Source organism: Anoxybacillus sp. J5B_2022 (genome assembly GCF_026847645.1).
In the GTDB taxonomy this organism is placed as follows: domain Bacteria; phylum Bacillota; class Bacilli; order Bacillales; family Anoxybacillaceae; genus Anoxybacteroides.
Genome location: NZ_JAPSMC010000016.1, coordinates 1 through 15,658, shown reverse-complemented (window position 1 = coordinate 15,658; position 15,658 = coordinate 1). Strand labels below are relative to the sequence as shown.

23 protein-coding genes are annotated in these 15,658 nt (G+C 43.2%); 21 read left to right on the top strand and 2 right to left on the bottom strand.

Going from position 1 to position 15,658, the window contains the following annotated elements:
- Positions 1-3: 3 nt before the first annotated feature.
- The 20 genes from rplO to M4I42_RS06455 all read left to right on the top strand — a co-directional run bounded on the left by rplO (position 4) and on the right by M4I42_RS06455 (position 13,159).
- Complete coding sequence (gene rplO / locus M4I42_RS06550; protein ID WP_268851425.1) at positions 4-444, top strand: 50S ribosomal protein L15; 441 nt, start codon at positions 4-6, stop codon at positions 442-444.
- The gene (secY, locus tag M4I42_RS06545; protein WP_268851424.1) at positions 444-1,736 is read left to right on the top strand and encodes a preprotein translocase subunit SecY; all 1,293 of its coding nucleotides are present in this window, start codon (positions 444-446) and stop codon (positions 1,734-1,736) included. The genes rplO and secY overlap by 1 nt, the downstream gene beginning before the upstream one ends.
- Before the next feature lie 58 nt (positions 1,737-1,794).
- Positions 1,795-2,445, top strand: a complete 651-nt coding sequence (locus M4I42_RS06540) for an adenylate kinase (RefSeq protein WP_268851423.1) — start codon at positions 1,795-1,797, stop codon at positions 2,443-2,445.
- Positions 2,445-3,191 carry a type I methionyl aminopeptidase gene (gene map / locus M4I42_RS06535; RefSeq protein ID WP_268851422.1) on the top strand — a complete coding sequence of 249 codons (747 nt, stop codon included), beginning with the start codon at positions 2,445-2,447 and terminating at the stop codon, positions 3,189-3,191. The genes M4I42_RS06540 and map overlap by 1 nt, the downstream gene beginning before the upstream one ends.
- Before the next feature lie 15 nt (positions 3,192-3,206).
- Positions 3,207-3,539: a KOW domain-containing RNA-binding protein gene (locus M4I42_RS06530; protein WP_268851421.1), complete on the top strand. Its 333-nt coding sequence runs from the start codon at positions 3,207-3,209 to the stop codon at positions 3,537-3,539.
- Positions 3,517-3,735: a translation initiation factor IF-1 gene (gene infA, locus M4I42_RS06525; protein WP_003247618.1), complete on the top strand. Its 219-nt coding sequence runs from the start codon at positions 3,517-3,519 to the stop codon at positions 3,733-3,735. The genes M4I42_RS06530 and infA overlap by 23 nt, the downstream gene beginning before the upstream one ends.
- A gap of 33 nt (positions 3,736-3,768) precedes the next feature.
- Complete coding sequence (rpmJ, locus tag M4I42_RS06520; protein ID WP_000868344.1) at positions 3,769-3,882, top strand: 50S ribosomal protein L36; 114 nt, start codon at positions 3,769-3,771, stop codon at positions 3,880-3,882.
- A 22-nt stretch (positions 3,883-3,904) separates the two neighbouring features.
- A complete protein-coding gene (gene rpsM, locus M4I42_RS06515; RefSeq protein ID WP_044895215.1) occupies positions 3,905-4,270 on the top strand; it encodes a 30S ribosomal protein S13 in 366 nt (121 codons plus the stop codon).
- A 25-nt stretch (positions 4,271-4,295) separates the two neighbouring features.
- Positions 4,296-4,685, top strand: a complete 390-nt coding sequence (gene rpsK, locus M4I42_RS06510) for a 30S ribosomal protein S11 (RefSeq protein WP_003397692.1) — start codon at positions 4,296-4,298, stop codon at positions 4,683-4,685.
- A gap of 170 nt (positions 4,686-4,855) precedes the next feature.
- Positions 4,856-5,800, top strand: coding sequence for a DNA-directed RNA polymerase subunit alpha (locus M4I42_RS06505; RefSeq protein WP_268851420.1), 945 nt, complete (start codon positions 4,856-4,858; stop codon positions 5,798-5,800).
- Positions 5,801-5,861: 61 nt separating this feature from the next.
- Positions 5,862-6,224 (top strand): 50S ribosomal protein L17, encoded by a 363-nt coding sequence (rplQ, locus tag M4I42_RS06500; RefSeq protein WP_268851419.1) that lies wholly within the window; start codon positions 5,862-5,864, stop codon positions 6,222-6,224.
- Between the two features lie 249 nt (positions 6,225-6,473).
- Positions 6,474-7,313, top strand: coding sequence for an energy-coupling factor ABC transporter ATP-binding protein (locus tag M4I42_RS06495; RefSeq protein ID WP_268851418.1), 840 nt, complete (start codon positions 6,474-6,476; stop codon positions 7,311-7,313).
- A complete protein-coding gene (locus M4I42_RS06490; protein ID WP_268851417.1) occupies positions 7,289-8,155 on the top strand; it encodes an energy-coupling factor ABC transporter ATP-binding protein in 867 nt (288 codons plus the stop codon). Before M4I42_RS06495 ends, M4I42_RS06490 begins: the two co-directional genes overlap by 25 nt.
- Positions 8,152-8,946, top strand: a complete 795-nt coding sequence (locus M4I42_RS06485; RefSeq protein ID WP_268851416.1) for an energy-coupling factor transporter transmembrane component T family protein — start codon at positions 8,152-8,154, stop codon at positions 8,944-8,946. Before M4I42_RS06490 ends, M4I42_RS06485 begins: the two co-directional genes overlap by 4 nt.
- 13 nt (positions 8,947-8,959) lie before the next feature.
- Positions 8,960-9,703 carry a tRNA pseudouridine(38-40) synthase TruA gene (gene truA, locus M4I42_RS06480; RefSeq protein WP_268851415.1) on the top strand — a complete coding sequence of 248 codons (744 nt, stop codon included), beginning with the start codon at positions 8,960-8,962 and terminating at the stop codon, positions 9,701-9,703.
- A gap of 152 nt (positions 9,704-9,855) precedes the next feature.
- Entirely contained in the window at positions 9,856-10,293 is a 438-nt protein-coding gene (gene rplM, locus M4I42_RS06475; RefSeq protein ID WP_183255637.1) for a 50S ribosomal protein L13, read from the top strand.
- 21 nt (positions 10,294-10,314) lie between these two features.
- On the top strand, positions 10,315-10,707 hold the full coding sequence (gene rpsI / locus M4I42_RS06470) for a 30S ribosomal protein S9 (protein ID WP_268851414.1): 393 nt from the start codon (positions 10,315-10,317) through the stop codon (positions 10,705-10,707).
- Positions 10,708-10,826: 119 nt separating this feature from the next.
- Complete coding sequence (locus M4I42_RS06465; protein ID WP_268851413.1) at positions 10,827-11,267, top strand: DUF2521 family protein; 441 nt, start codon at positions 10,827-10,829, stop codon at positions 11,265-11,267.
- Between the two features lie 64 nt (positions 11,268-11,331).
- The gene (gene cwlD, locus M4I42_RS06460; RefSeq protein ID WP_268851412.1) at positions 11,332-12,039 is read left to right on the top strand and encodes an N-acetylmuramoyl-L-alanine amidase CwlD; all 708 of its coding nucleotides are present in this window, start codon (positions 11,332-11,334) and stop codon (positions 12,037-12,039) included.
- Positions 12,040-12,142: 103 nt separating this feature from the next.
- Complete coding sequence (locus tag M4I42_RS06455) at positions 12,143-13,159, top strand: Mrp/NBP35 family ATP-binding protein (RefSeq protein WP_268851411.1); 1,017 nt, start codon at positions 12,143-12,145, stop codon at positions 13,157-13,159.
- Positions 13,160-13,234: 75 nt separating this feature from the next.
- Here M4I42_RS06455 and gerD read toward each other — a convergent pair whose 3' ends face one another.
- Positions 13,235-13,843 carry a spore germination lipoprotein GerD gene (gene gerD / locus M4I42_RS06450; RefSeq protein WP_268851410.1) on the bottom strand — a complete coding sequence of 203 codons (609 nt, stop codon included), beginning with the start codon at positions 13,841-13,843 and terminating at the stop codon, positions 13,235-13,237.
- 151 nt (positions 13,844-13,994) lie between these two features.
- On the opposite strand from gerD, the gene M4I42_RS06445 reads away from it, so the two are divergent.
- Positions 13,995-14,594 carry a KinB-signaling pathway activation protein gene (locus tag M4I42_RS06445; RefSeq protein ID WP_268851409.1) on the top strand — a complete coding sequence of 200 codons (600 nt, stop codon included), beginning with the start codon at positions 13,995-13,997 and terminating at the stop codon, positions 14,592-14,594.
- Between the two features lie 32 nt (positions 14,595-14,626).
- Here the strand turns inward: M4I42_RS06445 and pdaB are convergent, their stop codons facing one another.
- On the bottom strand, positions 14,627-15,388 hold the full coding sequence (gene pdaB / locus M4I42_RS06440; protein ID WP_268851408.1) for a polysaccharide deacetylase family sporulation protein PdaB: 762 nt from the start codon (positions 15,386-15,388) through the stop codon (positions 14,627-14,629).
- Positions 15,389-15,658 lie beyond the last annotated feature (270 nt).

Below are 15,658 nucleotides of genomic sequence, written 5' to 3'. Positions count from 1 at the left end.
GCGATGAAACTTCATGAACTACAACCAGCACCAGGCTCCCGCAAAGAACGTAACCGTGTGGGTCGTGGTATCGGTTCTGGTAACGGTAAAACGTCTGGAAAAGGTCATAAAGGTCAAAACGCTCGCTCCGGTGGCGGTGTACGAATCGGTTTTGAAGGCGGTCAAACTCCGCTATTCCGTCGTCTTCCAAAACGCGGCTTTACAAATATTCATCGTAAAGAATATGCGATCGTCAACCTTGACGCGTTAAACCGTTTTGAAGACGGTACAGAAGTAACACCTGAGCTTTTACTAGAAACAGGCGTAGTTAGCAAGCTAAAAGCTGGTGTGAAAATTCTTGGTAACGGTCAAATCGAGAAAAAATTGACAGTAAAAGCACATAAATTCTCCTCTGCTGCAAAAGAAGCGATTGAAGCTGCTGGCGGTAAAACTGAGGTGATTTAATGTTTCGAACAATCTCCAACTTTATGCGCGTGGGTGATATAAGAAAGAAAATCTTATTTACCCTCCTTATGCTGATCGTATTTCGCATTGGAACGTTCATTCCGGTGCCAAGCGTAAATGCGGAAGTGTTAAAAATACAAGACCAGCTGAATGTGTTCGGTGTTCTTAACACATTCGGAGGAGGGGCTTTAAAAAACTTCTCCATTTTTGCAATGGGGGTTATGCCGTACATTACAGCATCCATCATCGTGCAATTGTTGCAGATGGATGTTGTTCCTAAATTTACGGAATGGTCCAAACAAGGAGAAGTCGGACGGCGTAAATTAGCTCAGTTTACCCGCTATTTTACGATTGTACTTGGCTTTATTCAAGCGTTCGGGATGTCATACGGTTTTAACAATATGACAGGAGGGGTATTAATTAAAAACCCTGGAATCACAACTTACTTACTGATCGCAACGGTATTAACAGCAGGGACGGCATTTTTAATGTGGTTAGGGGAACAAATTACGGCAAAAGGTGTTGGAAACGGTATTTCCATTTTGATCTTTGCTGGTATCGTTTCAGGAATCCCATCCACCCTTAACCAAATTTATGCTCAACAGTTTGAAGGAGCAGGCGATCAATTGTTTTTGCGAATTGTAACGGTACTTTTGATCGTATTAGCGATCATTGCGGTGATTGTTGGAGTCATCTATATCCAACAAGCGTTCCGTAAAATTCCGATTCAATATGCGAAACGGTTAGAGGGTCGTAGTCCGGTAGGTGGACACTCTACCCATTTGCCGTTAAAAGTGAATCCCGCGGGGGTTATTCCTGTTATTTTTGCAGTGTCGTTTATTGTTGCTCCACCGACAATTGCATCGTTTTTCGGCTCGAATGATGTAACAACGTGGATTAAGAAAACGTTTGATTATACACAACCAGTTGGTATGATTATATACGTGGCATTAATTATTGCCTTTACGTATTTCTATGCGTTTGTTCAAGTCAATCCGGAACAAATGGCGGACAATCTCAAAAAACAAGGCGGTTACATTCCAGGCATTCGCCCAGGAAGAAACACACAAGAGTATGTCACAAAAGTTCTTTATCGACTTACGTTCGTCGGTTCAATATTCTTAGCAGTAATCGCTGTTCTTCCTGTCTTCTTTGTCAAGTTTGCTGATTTGCCGGCGTCCGCTCGAATTGGCGGAACGAGCTTGCTCATTGTCGTCGGTGTTGCCTTGGAAACGATGAAGCAGCTCGAAAGCCAATTAGTCAAACGGCATTACAAAGGCTTTATTAAGTAGAGAGGTTGGCGGGGAAGTTCATTCCCTCTGCCTCATCTAGAACTGAGGGGGAACAATTATGAACTTAGTTTTAATGGGGCTGCCGGGTGCTGGGAAAGGTACTCAAGCCGAGAAAATTGTGCAAGAATATGGAATTCCTCATATTTCGACGGGCGACATGTTCCGCGCGGCCATGAAAGAAGGGACAGCGTTAGGATTACAAGCTAAGGCATATATGGACCGCGGCGATCTCGTACCAGATGAGGTGACGATCGGCATTGTTCGTGAACGCTTAAGCAAAGACGACTGCCAAAAAGGATTTTTGCTTGATGGGTTCCCACGAACAGTCGCTCAAGCAGAAGCGTTGGAAACGATGTTAGCTGAGCTTGGTCGCTCGATTGACTACGTCATTAACATTGAAGTCGATAAAGGTATTTTAATGGAACGTTTAACAGGAAGACGTATTTGCAAAGAATGCGGTGCGACGTACCATCTCGTATTTAACCCGCCAGCTAAACCGGGTGTTTGCGATAAATGCGGTGGTGAATTGTATCAACGCGCTGACGATAACGAAGAAACGGTGGCGAACCGTTTGGAAGTTAACATGAAACAAACGCAACCGTTGCTCGATTTTTATCGCACGAAAGGGTATTTGCGCAACATTAACGGGCAACAAGAAATCGAGCAAGTATTTGCGGATATTTGCGAATTGCTTGGGGGCTTAAAATAATGATCATTTGCAAAACCCCGCGTGAAATTGACATTATGCGTGAAGCTGGGCGAATCGTCGCTTTGACTCACCAAGAATTGCAAAAACATATTAAGCCGGGAATTACAACAAAAGAGCTAGATCATATTGCGGAAACTGTGATTCGCCAACATGGGGCAATTCCTTCCTTTAAAGGATATAACGGATTTCCGGGCAGCATTTGTGCTTCTGTGAACGAACAATTAGTTCACGGCATTCCGGGAGACCGTGTATTAAAGGAAGGCGATATCATTAGCATTGATATCGGAGCCCAATATAACGGGTATCACGCGGATTCAGCTTGGACGTATCCGGTCGGCGAAATTGCCGAGGAGACGAAAAAATTGCTTGAAGTAACGGAACAATCGTTATATAAAGGAATACAAGAAGCAAAACCAGGCGCCCGCTTATCGAACATTTCTCACGCGATTCAAACATTTGTCGAAGCGTACAATTTTTCCATCGTGCGTGAGTATGTCGGGCATGGAATTGGTCAAAACTTACATGAAGACCCGCAAATTCCACATTATGGTCCACCGAACAAAGGACCACGTTTAAAACCAGGCATGGTGTTATGCATTGAACCGATGGTCAACGCGGGGAGCCGTTATGTAAGGACCCTTGAAGATGACTGGACCGTGGTGACGGTCGACGGAAAAATGTGCGCTCATTTTGAGCATACGATCGCCATTACAGAGACCGGCTATGAAATTTTAACTACCCTCTAATCGAAGGTGAGGTCATTGCATATAGGCTCACCATGTCAAATTGGACAGATTGTGTTCATCACACATGGTCGTGAAGCAGGACAATATGCTGTCGTTGTTGGAATCGTGGATGAGCGGTTTGTTCTGCTTGCTGATGGAAGTAGGCGGAAGTTTGACGTTCCAAAGCGAAAAAATGTGCAGCACATTCAGGTGTTTGACTACATTTCCGCAGAAGTACAAAACAGCATTATTGAAACTGGTCGTGTGACAAACGGCAAATTGCGTTATGCGTTAACGAAATTTGTCAACGAAAATGTTACTGATTCGAAGAAGGGAGAGCCGATCTATGGCGAAGGACGATGTAATTGAAGTGGAAGGAACGGTCGTTGAGACATTGCCAAACGCCATGTTCCGTGTCGAGCTGGAAAATGGTCATACGGTGTTAGCACACGTTTCAGGTAAAATTCGCATGCACTTCATTCGCATTTTACCTGGAGATAAAGTTACGGTAGAATTATCTCCGTACGATTTAACTCGTGGCAGAATTACGTATCGTTATAAATAATGAGTACTCCGCATGAATAAGGAGGTAAAGATCATGAAAGTCAGACCATCAGTGAAACCGATCTGCGAAAAATGCAAAGTGATTCGCAGACGTGGAAAAGTTATGGTTATTTGTGAAAATCCAAAACATAAACAAAAACAAGGGTAATTTTTAAGGAGGTGTACCAACAATGGCACGTATTGCAGGTGTAGATATTCCTCGTGACAAACGTGTAGTGATTTCTTTAACATACATTTACGGTATCGGTAAACCAACTGCGCAAAAGATTTTAGCAGAAGCAGGTGTTTCGGAAGACACTCGCGTTCGCGATTTAACAGAAGAAGAATTAGGGAAAATCCGTGAAATCGTTGACCGTTTGAAAGTAGAAGGGGACCTTCGTCGCGAAGTATCTTTAAACATCAAACGTTTGATGGAAATTGGCTGCTATCGTGGTCTTCGCCATCGTCGCGGTTTACCAGTTCGCGGTCAAAATACGAAAAACAATGCTCGCACGCGTAAAGGTCCACGCCGTACAGTAGCGAACAAGAAAAAATAATTAAGCAAAGGAGGTACTTGAACGAATGGCACGTAAAACAAATACACGTAAACGCCGCGTAAAAAAGAATATTGAATCCGGTATTGCTCATATTCGTTCTACATTCAACAACACAATCGTGACAATTACTGATGTTCATGGCAATGCAATCTCTTGGTCAAGTGCTGGTGCATTAGGTTTTAAAGGTTCTCGTAAATCGACTCCGTTTGCGGCACAAATGGCTGCAGAAGCAGCAGCAAAAGCTTCTATGGAGCATGGCATGAAAACTGTTGAAGTAAACGTAAAAGGTCCAGGCGCTGGTCGTGAGGCTGCAATCCGTGCGCTTCAAGCTGCAGGATTGGAAATTACAGCAATTAAAGACGTTACTCCTGTTCCACATAATGGATGCCGTCCGCCAAAACGTCGCCGTGTTTAATTTCTCTGTATAGATTTTGTATCCTTGTCAATAATGGGATATGGTATCATTTTTGGCAGAGAAATTTTACTCAGCTACTGCGCACATTCGGGAACTGATTCATGGGGGAATTTCGATTAGGCGTGTATCGTTTGATCGGGGTTTCGACGTTTTGAAGGAGGGTATATATCATGATCGAAATCGAAAAGCCAAAAATCGAGACGGTTGAAATCAGCGAAGATGCCAAATACGGCAAATTCGTCGTTGAACCACTTGAGCGTGGATATGGTACAACTTTGGGTAACTCCTTACGTCGTATCCTATTATCCTCACTCCCTGGTGCCGCTGTGACATCTATTCAAATAGATGGAGTACTGCATGAGTTCTCAACAATTGAAGGCGTCGTAGAAGATGTGACAGCAATCATTTTAAACGTAAAAAAACTTGCGTTAAAAATTTACTCTGACGAAGAAAAGACGCTTGAAATTGATGTACAGGGTGAAGGAGTTGTCACGGCTGCTGATATTACTCACGACAGCGATGTAGAAATATTGAACCCGGACCTTCATATTGCTACGTTGGCTGAAGGCGGCCATCTTCGCATGAGAATGACGGCAAAACGTGGACGTGGGTATACTCCAGCTGATGCCAATAAACGCGAGGATCAGCCAATAGGTGTTATCCCTATCGATTCGATTTATACACCGGTATCGCGCGTAGCTTATCAAGTGGAAAACACTCGTGTCGGTCAAGTCACAAATTACGACAAGTTAACGCTTGATGTGTGGACAGATGGAAGCATCGGTCCGAAAGAAGCGGTTGCGCTTGGAGCGAAAATTTTAACAGAGCACTTAAACATTTTTGTTGGTCTTACAGATGAAGCGCAAAACGCAGAAATCATGATTGAAAAAGAAGAAGACCAAAAAGAAAAAGTGCTAGAAATGACGATCGAAGAGCTCGATTTGTCTGTTCGTTCCTATAACTGCTTAAAGCGCGCGGGTATTAATACCGTCCAAGAACTTGCACAAAAAACAGAAGAAGATATGATGAAAGTACGTAACTTAGGCCGGAAGTCGCTCGAGGAAGTAAAAGCGAAACTTGAGGAGCTCGGATTAGGGTTACGGAAAGATGACTAGTTAACGTTTGATTAACTAGGCATTTTCATGTTACAAGTCATTCAAAAAGGAGGGACATCTCATGTCATACAGAAAATTAGGACGTACAAGCGCTCAACGTAAAGCGTTGCTTCGCGACTTAGCGACGGATTTAATTATTAACGAGCGTATCGAAACAACAGAAGCTCGTGCAAAAGAATTGCGTTCGGTCGTTGAAAAAATGATTACTTTAGGAAAACGCGGCGACTTACACGCTCGTCGTCAAGCAGCTGCGTTTATCCGTCCAGAAGTAGCGAACACAGAAACTGGTCAAGATGCGATTCAAAAATTATTTAGCGATATCGCTCCGCGTTACCAAGACCGTCAAGGCGGTTATACGCGCATTATGAAACTTGGTCCGCGTCGCGGCGATGGCGCACCGATGGTTGTTATTGAACTCGTGTAAAGCGATTCGGTTGACTAACAAGGGCGAGACAGTTTGTTTTAAACTGGATCTATGCCCTTTTTTTATTTGATAAAGTATAAATTTTTGAATCACTGTCTAGATACAAGCGCCATCGGTTTGAGTCGCTCCGCCCCTTCTTTCGGCGGCAAAGCTTCCTAGACGGGCGCCTTGCGCTTTTCTTGATTTCCCTTTTAAACTATTTGTATAGTAGAGTAAAGAGTAGAGACAGCGATGAGAGGAAGAGAATGAGTGAAGGAACTCGCGTTATCGGTGAAAAATCTATCCTTTCAATACCCGAATCAACCGAAGGAAGCAATCCGCAACGTCACGTTTCACGTTTACAAAGGTGAGTGGGTGGCGATTGTCGGACATAACGGCTCTGGTAAATCGACCGTGGCGAAACTACTCATAGGTTTATTGAAACCAAAAAGCGGTGAGATCCGGATGTTTGATACCGTTTTAAACGAGGAAACGGTTTGGGACATTCGCAAACGAACGGGCATTGTTTTCCAAAACCCAGATAATCAATTCGTCGGTACGACCGTTCAAGACGATGTCGCTTTTGGCTTGGAAAACAACGGGGTTCCCCGCGAGCAAATGATCGAGCGGGTAAGAGCGGCCATTCAACAAGTCGGAATGGAAGAATTTTTATTAAAAGAACCCCACTACCTTTCAGGCGGGCAAAAACAGCGGGTAGCGATTGCCGGTGTCATTGCCTTAGAGCCAGATCTCATTATTTTAGATGAAGCGACATCGATGCTTGATCCGAAAGGGAGACGGGAAGTGCTTGCGGTGATCGACGATTTGCGAGCGAAGCAACAGATGACGGTAATTTCCATTACCCACGATTTAGAAGAAGCGGTACGGGCGGATCAAATCATTGTGATGAATGAAGGAGAAATCATCGCGAAAGGGACGCCGCTACACATTTTTTCGCTCGGAGAAAAGCTGGAGGAAATTCGTTTAGACTTGCCATTTGTGATGAAAGTGAGAAAGGAATTGCAAAAGGCAGGACTTCCTTTGTCGTTCAACAGCGTAACATTCGAGGAGTTGGTGGATGAGTTATGGACATTATATTTGAACAAGTAGAACATATTTATCATGCCAACTCACCGTTTGCACAAAGGGCGCTATATGATGTCGATTTATCGATCGCAAGCGGCACTTATATATCTATTATCGGTCATACAGGCTCCGGAAAATCGACATTATTACAACATTTAAATGGATTGCTGCAGCCGACGAATGGAACAGTTACGATCGGGGAATATACGATTACTAATGCGAAGAAGCCAAAACAGTTAAAGCCGCTGCGCCGAAAAGTGGGGATTGTTTTTCAATTTCCTGAACATCAACTGTTTGAAGAAACGGTGGAGAAAGATATTTGCTTTGGGCCGCTTAATTTTGGCGTTCCAGAGGAAGAGGCGAAAAAGAAAGCAAAAGAGGCTCTTTCATTAGTAGGACTTCCTGAGGAAATTTTAAATCAATCTCCCTTTGAATTAAGCGGCGGACAAATGCGTCGAGTGGCGATCGCAGGGATATTAGCAATGGAACCGGACGTTCTCGTTTTAGATGAGCCGACGGCAGGCTTAGATCCGCGCGGTCGTAAAGAGATGATGGAAATGTTTGCTCACCTTCATCGTGAGAAACAGTTGACGACCATTTTAGTCACCCACAGCATGGAAGATGCGGCTAGGTACGCCGATTATCTGATCGTCATGTATCAAGGAACGGTATGGAAAACAGGGACGCCGCAAGCAATTTTTCGCGAAGTAGACGAGTTGTTGCAAATAGGGTTAGATGTACCGGAAACCGTGCTATTCAAACGGAAGCTTGAAGAAAAAATCGGCCGGGAAATTCCGTCGCCATGTTTAACAACGGAACAGCTAATTGACGGAATAAAACAGCTGTTTTTTGGAGGGCGTCCATGATGAATGTAATGATAGGAAGATACGTACCGGGAAATTCCGTGATTCACCGCATGGATCCACGCGCGAAACTGTTGCTTATGTTTATCTATGTCACAATCGTTTTTTTAGCGAACAATAGCATTACTTACGCGATTTTAACGATTTTTGCGCTTGTGCTCCTTCTTTTACTGCAAGTTCCCCTTTCTTTTGTCATCAAAGGGTTGCGGCCGATTCTTTGGCTTGTGCTGTTTACGTTTTTGCTTCATGTTTTTATGACGAAAGAAGGAGCGGTACTTTACCAAATGGGGGAACTAGCGATTTATGAAGAAGGCGTAAGGAAAGGAATATTTATTTCGCTTCGGTTCCTTCTATTTATTGTGATGACAACGTGGCTAACGATTTCCACGACACCGGTGGAAGTCACAGATGCGGTGGAAAGTTTATTCGGCCCTTTGAAACGAGTTCGTGTTCCTGTTCATGAACTAGCGCTTATGATGTCCATTTCGCTTCGCTTTATTCCGACGTTAATGGAAGAAACAGAAAAAATTATGAAAGCGCAAGCAGCGCGAGGAGTGGATTTTTACGGTGGGTCTTTCGGTGAACGGATCAAAGCAATGACGGCGTTACTCGTTCCACTATTTATTCATTCCTTTAAACGCGCAGAGGAATTAGCGATTGCGATGGAAGCGAGAGGGTATCGCGGCGGGGAAGGACGGACGAAATATCGTTTATTAACATGGGGGTGGGCCGATACATGTTTACTTGCTTCAAGCGTGATCGTGACAATTCTTTTACTTTTACTACGATCGTAATGGGGAATGGAACATGACACGATGGAAATGCACGATTGCTTATGATGGAACGTATTTTGCGGGATATCAAATCCAGCCGAATAAACGAACGGTGCAAGGGGAGTTAGAACGAGTGTTAGCGACGATGCATAAAGGCGAAGCTGTCCGCGTGACGGCTTCTGGCCGGACCGATGCAGGGGTGCATGCGTACGGACAGGTGATTCATTTTGACTCTCCTTTATCGCTTTCAGCGGACGGGTGGAAAAAAGCGTTTAATGCGATGTTACCAGACGATTTGACTGTACGGGAAGTTGAACAAGTTGAAGCATCATTTCATGCTCGATACAGTGTCGCTGCAAAAGAGTACCGTTACAAAATTAGAACAGCGGTAGAGCGCAACGTGTTTTCCCGCCATTATGCGTATCATTTTCCGTATCCGCTGGACTATGAGGCGATGAAGCAGGCGTTGTCGTTTGTCAAAGGGACGCATGACTTTACGAGCTTTTGCTCTGCAAAGACGGAAATGGAAAACCGGGTGCGGACGATTTATGAAGCGAATCTTTGCTTGACTGATGACGGAGTCGAGTTTCAATGGATCGGCAACGGGTTTTTATATAATATGGTGCGAATTCTTGTTGGGACGATGTTGGAAATCGGTCAAGGCAAAAGAAGCTCTGATTCCATCCCAGCGATTTTGGCAGGAAAAGACCGGCGGCTTGCTGGGAAGACGGCCCCTGCTCACGGGCTATATTTATGGAAAGTGACTTATGACAACTAATCCTGGTGTAACATTTTCTTGACATTGGTAGTGGAAAGAGATATCATATCATATGGTATGTATTTTAAAACCACGATTAGCCCCGGAAAATAATCGTGTTGAAATAAATATATAACGTTTCGTTCATTTTTTATTTTAGGAGGGAAAAATCAATGCGTACAACTTATATGGCGAAGCCAAACGAAGTAGAACGTAAATGGTACGTTGTAGACGCTGAAGGCAAAACATTAGGGCGTCTTGCTAGTGAAGTAGCGGCGATTTTGCGCGGCAAACATAAACCAACTTATACACCACATGTTGACACTGGTGACCATGTGATCATCATCAACGCGGAAAAAATCGAGTTAACAGGCAAAAAATTAACGGACAAATTATACTATCGCCATAGCTTGCATCCAGGCGGATTAAAAGTAAGAACGGCGCTTGAAATGCGCACAAACTACCCAGAACAAATGCTTGAACGAGCAGTTCGTGGCATGTTGCCAAAAGGTCGTCTTGGCCGTCAAATGTTCAAAAAGTTGCATGTTTATCGAGGAAGCGAACATCCACATCAAGCACAAAAACCAGAAGTTTACGAACTTCGCGGATAATCGATTAAGGAGGGTATTATTTTGGCACAGGTACAATATTACGGCACAGGCCGTCGCAAAAGTTCTGTTGCACGTGTACGCTTAGTTCCTGGTGACGGACGCATCGTCGTCAATAATCGCGATATTCAAGAGTACATTCCATCACAAGCATTAATTGAAGTAGTGAAACAACCGCTCGTATTAACGGAAACGTTAGGAAGCTACGACGTATTAGTAAACGTCCATGGCGGTGGCTTCTCTGGTCAAGCCGGTGCGATTCGCCACGGCATTGCGCGCGCATTATTAGAAGTAGATCCAGAGTATCGTCAAACGTTAAAACGTGCAGGCTTATTAACTCGTGATGCTCGCATGAAAGAGCGTAAGAAATACGGTCTTAAAGGCGCACGTCGTGCACCACAATTCTCTAAACGTTAATATGATACACGGAAAATCCCGGCTGTTATGGCTGGGATTTTTGTTTTTATGGTGCTTGTTTTTCACGCATGTTTGGAAGGAAACGTAAGAAACTACATTCCAAAGGAGCGTGAAAACAAATGAATGTGATCACATCTTTTAAAGAAAAGAAACGGGAAAAAGAAATGAAATACGAACGAAAGATGTTGCGTGATTTATCGTTAGAAAAATTACACAAAAAGGCGAATGAAAGCTTTCGCCTCTTTTATCCTGATGATCGTGCACTACCTTCTGTAGTCGAGGATGGTTGTATGGATATGGCCATTGAAGCTTATTTGCTTGGAGCTAGCTACAGCCGGTTTGGGTATTACGGAGAACCGATGGAGAAAGTGAAAAAACGTTCCGCCCAGCAAGAAAAATATTTAGCGGATGCGCTGTTTGAATTTTTATGTTTTTGGGGCAACCACGGTGATACATCTCGTGCAGAGGTTTTGTATGATACGTGCGAATGTTATATTTCTTATTGGTGGTTGGAAGGATTTGAAAAAGGGAAAAAGCGGTGGCGTTTAAAACTTCATTAAAAAGTTCTATTTTCTCCTCTTGTCCCATATAACATAAATAAGGGGAAACGCAGGAGGAGAAGAAATGAAAATAAAACTATGGGGCGCAATCATTGGTATCGCTTTACTCATCGTTTTTTTTCAATATATGGTTGTTAGTACAAGTTCCACGAAATCGTGGAATCTTCCGCTTTCAGGAAGGATTATTATTTTAGATCCGGGGCATGGAGGACCGGATGGCGGGGCGGTCGGAGAGGATGTGTTAGAAAAGGAAGTTGCTCTACGTGTAGCCGTGAAGTTGCGCGATTATTTGCAGCAACAAGGTGCACTCGTCTTGTTGACGCGCGAAGATGACAGCGACTTAGCGAAGAAAGATACGAGAGGATATAGTCGGCGCAAAGTGGAAGACTTGAAAAAACGCGTTCAAATGATTAACGAATCGGAGGCCGATTTGTTTATTAGCATTCATTTAAACGCCATTCCGTCGCCAAAATGGCGAGGAGCACAAACGTTTTATTACGGATCGCTGATTGAAAATAAGCGGTTGGCGAAATTTATCCAAGCAGAATTACGCCGAAATTTAGAAAATACCGATCGCTCGGCCAAAGTGATCAACACGGTCCATTTATTGAAATATGCTAAAAAACCAGGTGCATTAGTCGAAGTCGGTTTTTTATCGAACCCAGAAGAGCGGGAACTGCTTGCTTCCGACCGCTATCAAACAAAGCTTGCTGCGTCTATTTATAAAGGAATACTTCGCTATTTTTCCGATGAAACAAGTTTGCCGGATTAAAGTTAGGCATGTGTGATCGTCTGCATTCGCGATTAGCAGTCATATATGGTATAGTAAAATTATGAAAACGACTACCTAAAGGTAAAGGGATTGGTGAGAAACGATGTTGACGGAAAAAGACGTGCAGGCGCTGCTAGAAAACATGCAAGACCCATTTTTACATAAACCGTTCAAAGAAACAAACGCGATTCAAGAGATTAAAATTAAAGAAGAGAAAGGACATGTGAGCGTAAAAATTGCGCTTGCGAAAACAGGAACTGCAGAGCAACTGCAAGTTCAAACAGCTGTCGTCCAAACGTTAAAAAACGCCGGAGCAGCGTCGGTTGGTTTACGTTTTACCCAGCTACCAGATGAGGAAATCGCTAAATATCGTGGCGGAGAAAAACAAACGGCATACATTGCAATCGCTAGCGGCAAAGGAGGCGTTGGAAAATCGACCGTTTCCGTGAACCTTGCTGTTTCGCTTGCTCGCCTTGGCAAAAAAGTAGGGCTAGTCGATGCCGATATTTACGGATTTAGCATTCCGGATATGATGGGTATTGTTGAAAGACCTGTTGTGCGCGGTGAAAAAATTATTCCGGTTGAACGATTCGGAGTGAAAGTTATTTCGATGGGCTTTTTCGTGGAAGATAACGCTCCGGTCATTTGGCGCGGTCCGATGCTAGGTAAAATGTTGAACAACTTTTTTAAGGAAGTGGAATGGGGCGAGCTTGATTACTTATTGTTAGATTTACCGCCGGGAACAGGAGATGTCGCTTTAGATGTCCATACGATGCTGCCTTCTTGTAAAGAAATTATCGTCACAACACCACATCCAACTGCAGCGTTTGTCGCCGCGCGTGCAGGAGCAATGGCGCTTCGCACCGAGCATGAAGTAATTGGGGTTATTGAGAATATGTCATATTTTGAAAGCAAGCTGACAGGGGAAAAAGAATATGTGTTCGGCAAAGGTGGCGGCGAGAAATTGGCAAAAGAATTGCAAACGGAACTGTTAGGTCAGTTGCCACTCCAACAGCCAGACTGGAACGACGACGATTTTGCCCCATCGGTATACGGTGAAGATCACCCGATCGGGAAAATATATATGGAGATTGCCCGTAAAATAGTGGAGAAATGTTAACAACAAATGGTGTCCCGAGAAGTGGGACACCATTTGTTTATACGTACTTATCGCGCTCGGTGAGGACGAAGATCATCATTGGCTGCCGCCTTGTTGACCGCCTCCTTCTCCTCCTTCTGATCCACTTTGCTTTTTCGTGCTCTGCATATTTTCGGCTGCTTTTATTAAAAGATCTTGAATTTTTGCTTTAAACAGCGGGCTGTCAAATGTTTCTGTCATCACTTTTTGGAGATGTCCACGAAACTCTTTGCTTTTTAAGACGGTTAAAGCTGCTTTTTCCATTTCAGGATTTTGCAATATATCGATCATCATCCCTTGATATTCAGGATCTTTCATCAATGCTTTAATCGTTTTTTCTTGTTCTGTTTTTAAGCTTTTCGCAAAGCTTTCTGCGAATTTCGGATCTTCAAATGCTTTTTTCCAAAACTCCATCCCTTTTTTCGATGTTAAAATTTGCTCGATCGTTTGTTTGACGACCGTTTGATCCATGATGAGCTGTTGCTTCACTTTATCTTCGGTCATTACATCTTGAATCGCTTTTTTTCCTTCATCGGTTTTTAAAATATCGACAACCATTTTTTTGATTTGGTCGTAGTCTGGTGGAGCTGGACTTTTTTCTTGCGGAGCGCAAGAGCTAAGCATAACGAAACAGCTTAATAAGAGGAGCAATGCCCAATTTTTCATGTATCGATAAGCTCCTTTCTGCAAAAGTTCCTTATCTTTAATATGAATTTCCGACAAAAAAATATACGCTTGTCCCATGAATAAGCTAGCGTTTTTAAAAATGGACTGATAAAATTTTAAAGGAATAAGAAAAATAATGGAGGTTTCAGGTGTGAACAGCCGTAAATGGGTTCGGTTATTTTTCACAACGTTAGCAATTGGCGGGATCACGACCGCTATCACAGGAATGGTGACAGGATGGAATAAATACGAAAAACTTTTTGTTCAGGCACATATTGGGGAACTTTTAGCGGTATTCGCATGGTTTATCGGATTTGGCTTTATTTTTAGCGTCATCAGTCAAATGGGTTTTTTTGCTTATTTAACGGTTCACCGGTTCGGGCTAGGGATTTTTCGTTCCGTTTCCCTCTGGAATTCCGTCCAACTCGTCCTCATTTCGTTTGTGTTGTTTGATTTAGTTTATTTCCGCTACGAAGCATTTGCGGAAAAAGGTGAATCGATCGTAAGTTACATATTAGTGGCGTTGTTTATTTTGTTTGTAGGACTAGTAGTTGCCGCTCTGAAGAAAAAAGCAACAAATAAAGAAGCGTTTATTCCGGCTTTGTTCTTTATGACGGTTGTGACGGTGATCGAGTGGTTTCCAGCGTTGCGAATTAACGATGAAAATTGGCTCTATTTAATGCTCATTCCGCTGTTAGTATGTAACGCGTATCAGCTTCTTATTCTTCATAAATTAACAGGAACGAAATAAAGAGAGGCTCTCTACGCAGGAGGCCTCTTTTTCTAATTGATTTCTTTATTCGAAGTTTCCCCGTTTTGAATCAGTTCTGAAATGCTGACGTTGCGATAACCATTTTGTTTCATTGTTCGGATAATTTGTGGCAACGCTTTTGCTGTTTGTTTCGCTGAATCAGAAGCGTGCAGCAAAATAATATCGCCTGCCCCCATCTCACGAACGACGTTATTTATAATGGCGTTAACTCCGGGATTTAACCAATCTTTTGAATCAATGCTCCAATGAACAACGGTATAGCCTAGTGAATCGGCGATTTTTAAAACTTTTGGGTTGAATTTTCCACCTGGTGGCCGGAGCAACGTCACCTGTTTAATGCCAAGCGTATCAAATACTTTTTCCGCTTGCATTAAATCTCGCCTGATTTTTGCATCTTCTAATTGCGTATAGTCGGTAAAATTGTATCCCATGCTGCCGATTTCATGCCCGTCTTCTTTTATTCGCTTGACGATTTGTGGATGCCGTTCTGCCCAGGAAGCGGATAGAAAGAACGTAGCGTTTTTAATGCTATTTTTCTTCAGCACATCAAGGATGGGCAGGGCGTTTTCGTCTCCCCAGCTAATATCAAATGTTAAGGCCACTTCACGTTTACTTTTTTCCGCTTTATAAATCGCTTTTGGACCGCTTGGTGTGGAGAAGACAGGATGATACACTTTTTGTACGTATAAAATAAAAGCAGTAAAAAACGCCGCAAACATAATAATAAGTCCTTTTTTCAAAGAACGGCCGTTTAAGGCGTAGAAAAAACGCAATATGTCCGCCCCCTTTGTCCGATAGAGTATGTTTATGACCATCTTATGCTTGTCAGGCAGAATTATGAAGCATATTTTTATCCGTTGATTCCGCTTTCCCACTTGCGGAACATTGCACGAGTTGAGGAAGAAAAAACTGCACAAAAGATGTTGACAAAAAAACAGGACGATGTTATATTAATAAGCGTCGTCGGGAAAGTTAAATAAAAAAACAGTATTGACAAGCTTGTGCTTGTCATGCTAGTATAAAAAAGCCGTCGATAAGACAAG

What these genes read in the sequence shown, in the direction of transcription:
- rplO (WP_268851425.1), top strand. Translation starts at nt 4, where the DNA reads ATGAAACTTCATGAACTACAACCAGCACCAGGCTCCCGCAAAGAACGT.
- secY (WP_268851424.1), top strand. Translation starts at nt 444, where the DNA reads ATGTTTCGAACAATCTCCAACTTTATGCGCGTGGGTGATATAAGAAAG.
- M4I42_RS06540 (WP_268851423.1), top strand. Translation starts at nt 1,795, where the DNA reads ATGAACTTAGTTTTAATGGGGCTGCCGGGTGCTGGGAAAGGTACTCAA.
- map (WP_268851422.1), top strand. Translation starts at nt 2,445, where the DNA reads ATGATCATTTGCAAAACCCCGCGTGAAATTGACATTATGCGTGAAGCT.
- infA (WP_003247618.1), top strand. Translation starts at nt 3,517, where the DNA reads ATGGCGAAGGACGATGTAATTGAAGTGGAAGGAACGGTCGTTGAGACA.
- rpmJ (WP_000868344.1), top strand. Translation starts at nt 3,769, where the DNA reads ATGAAAGTCAGACCATCAGTGAAACCGATCTGCGAAAAATGCAAAGTG.
- rpsM (WP_044895215.1), top strand. Translation starts at nt 3,905, where the DNA reads ATGGCACGTATTGCAGGTGTAGATATTCCTCGTGACAAACGTGTAGTG.
- rpsK (WP_003397692.1), top strand. Translation starts at nt 4,296, where the DNA reads ATGGCACGTAAAACAAATACACGTAAACGCCGCGTAAAAAAGAATATT.
- M4I42_RS06505 (WP_268851420.1), top strand. Translation starts at nt 4,856, where the DNA reads ATGATCGAAATCGAAAAGCCAAAAATCGAGACGGTTGAAATCAGCGAA.
- rplQ (WP_268851419.1), top strand. Translation starts at nt 5,862, where the DNA reads ATGTCATACAGAAAATTAGGACGTACAAGCGCTCAACGTAAAGCGTTG.
- M4I42_RS06490 (WP_268851417.1), top strand. Translation starts at nt 7,289, where the DNA reads ATGGACATTATATTTGAACAAGTAGAACATATTTATCATGCCAACTCA.
- M4I42_RS06485 (WP_268851416.1), top strand. Translation starts at nt 8,152, where the DNA reads ATGATGAATGTAATGATAGGAAGATACGTACCGGGAAATTCCGTGATT.
- truA (WP_268851415.1), top strand. Translation starts at nt 8,960, where the DNA reads ATGACACGATGGAAATGCACGATTGCTTATGATGGAACGTATTTTGCG.
- rplM (WP_183255637.1), top strand. Translation starts at nt 9,856, where the DNA reads ATGCGTACAACTTATATGGCGAAGCCAAACGAAGTAGAACGTAAATGG.
- M4I42_RS06465 (WP_268851413.1), top strand. Translation starts at nt 10,827, where the DNA reads ATGAATGTGATCACATCTTTTAAAGAAAAGAAACGGGAAAAAGAAATG.
- cwlD (WP_268851412.1), top strand. Translation starts at nt 11,332, where the DNA reads ATGAAAATAAAACTATGGGGCGCAATCATTGGTATCGCTTTACTCATC.
- M4I42_RS06455 (WP_268851411.1), top strand. Translation starts at nt 12,143, where the DNA reads ATGTTGACGGAAAAAGACGTGCAGGCGCTGCTAGAAAACATGCAAGAC.
- gerD (WP_268851410.1), bottom strand. Translation starts at nt 13,843, where the DNA reads ATGAAAAATTGGGCATTGCTCCTCTTATTAAGCTGTTTCGTTATGCTT.